This is a genomic window from Emticicia sp. (assembly GCF_049241225.1).
Lineage (GTDB): Bacteria > Bacteroidota > Bacteroidia > Cytophagales > Spirosomataceae > Emticicia.
On record NZ_JBMLRC010000358.1, the window covers coordinates 1 to 1,769 of the forward strand.

Sequence of the window (1,769 nt, forward strand, 5' to 3'; positions counted from 1 at the left end):
CTGGGCCATAATTCAAAACAGGCTCATTGATAGGCGATGGAACTTTAAAAAAGGCGTTGTTCATTGTTGATGAAGTTTTTGTTGATTTTCGAGGGCGAAATTAATGAAAAGATTTGAGATTGTTTGTAGAGACCTTATTATAGATAAGTGGTCAATACTTACTTTAAACAATTACCTCTTTTCTTTTTTAATCAAGACCAAGAACCAAGTGATAAAAAATAAACTCAATACTAATCCCAGTATAGTAATAGCTGCTGGTTTAAGAACAAAAACAATAGCATTGTGTATTATAAATGAGCTTTTTATGAAATTTTTATGGAATATGTATTCAGATAATTGACAATAATAAAATACAAATATGGCATCATAAATTAGGATATAAGAAATGTAAGTCCAACCATCCATAGTAACCTCATTATTGCGAATATTGATAATATACAATATACACAAAGAGAGATTTAGAAGTACAAAAATTATGTTAGAAGCCTTTTGCATGAATGATTTTCAACTTTAACAATATTATATGATTTTTATAAATTGGCTTTATATTCCCTCGGACTCACGCCCTTTAATTGTTTAAATGTTTTATTGAAATGCGAAATATTATTGAAGCCTACTTCAAAACAAATATCGGCAATAGGCTTATTTTCAAATAACAAACGGCAAGCTTGATTGATTCGATATTCGTTTACGAAGTCAGTATAGGTTATGTGCGAAATTTTCTTGAAATATCGACAAAAAGATGGAACGGTCAGATTTGCTAAATCGGCAACGGCTTGAATATTAATGCTTTTTTGGTAGTTCTGCTCCACATATTCATAAACTCTGTTGATGCGGTCTTCATCTTTATGATTAAAATCAAAACGTTTATCAACGGCATTTAGTACCGAAAATTCGTTAGTTGTAGCAAGTGTATGAAAAATATTCAGCAACTCAACAAGCCTTTCAAAGTGTGAAAGCGTAAGCATTTTTTGAAGTTTAGCAGCTACAATCTTTCGGGCTTTCCCTTGAAACGAAAGCCCTTGTTTTGCTCGCTCGAAAAGCTCCCTAATGTGCTGCAATTCAGGTTTTTGCATAAACTCTTCGCCCAAAAAATCTTTGCGGAGTTGCACCACAATTTCTTCGTGTTCACCAATTACTCCGTAGCCAAAACCTGTGTGTGGTAGGTCGGGGCCAATAAAAACCAATTCGCCTTCTTCGTAATTTTTGAGGTGTTCGCCAATGTGGAGTTTTCCAGAACCTTTTCTTACAAAAACAATTTCGTATTCGGGATGATAATGCCAGAAATAGCGGTCATTTTCTGACTTCCAATGTATTAGACGGAACGAACTACCAGTATCGGGTGAGATTTTTTCGTATTCTACTTTCATGCCTTATTATCATTATACGTCGAGCAAATGTATATATAATGTTAATAAAGCACAAGTATTAGATAATGATGGAGTAGTTTTTTTGGAAGAATTCTATCAATTTTGCATTAGAAAAAGGATTGATTACCTTTCTGAGACAATCAGATATACTTTACCTATGAGAAGTTCTTTGAGCGAAGCCACTGGCCTCGCTCATTTTTTATGCGTGTTTTAAAAAATCTATCATTTTTGCTACTGCTAATCCTCGATGGCTGATTGGATTTTTCTCTTCCATTGACATTTCAGCAAAAGTGCGGTCGTAGCCTTCGGGCATGAAAATTGGGTCATAGCCAAAGCCTTTTTCACCGTGTCTTTCATGAGTGATTTTTCCCCGAATTATTCCCTCGAAAAAATTAGGTT

Annotated in this window: 2 protein-coding genes; both read right to left on the minus strand. The window is 34.1% G+C overall.

Going from position 1 to position 1,769, the window contains the following annotated elements; genetic code table 11:
• Positions 1–530: 530 nt before the first annotated feature.
• The gene (locus ACOVO2_RS18975; protein WP_421771484.1) at positions 531–1,370 is read right to left on the minus strand and encodes an AraC family transcriptional regulator; all 840 of its coding nucleotides are present in this window, start codon (positions 1,368–1,370) and stop codon (positions 531–533) included.
• Between the two features lie 199 nt (positions 1,371–1,569).
• A partial coding sequence (locus ACOVO2_RS18980; RefSeq protein WP_421771485.1) for a non-canonical purine NTP pyrophosphatase occupies positions 1,570–1,769 on the minus strand: 200 nt, incomplete at its 5' end.

Bases quoted from the DNA above. Each gene is read 5' to 3' on its own strand.
- ACOVO2_RS18975 (WP_421771484.1), bottom strand. From the start codon at position 1,370: ATGAAAGTAGAATACGAAAAAATCTCACCCGATACTGGTAGTTCGTTC.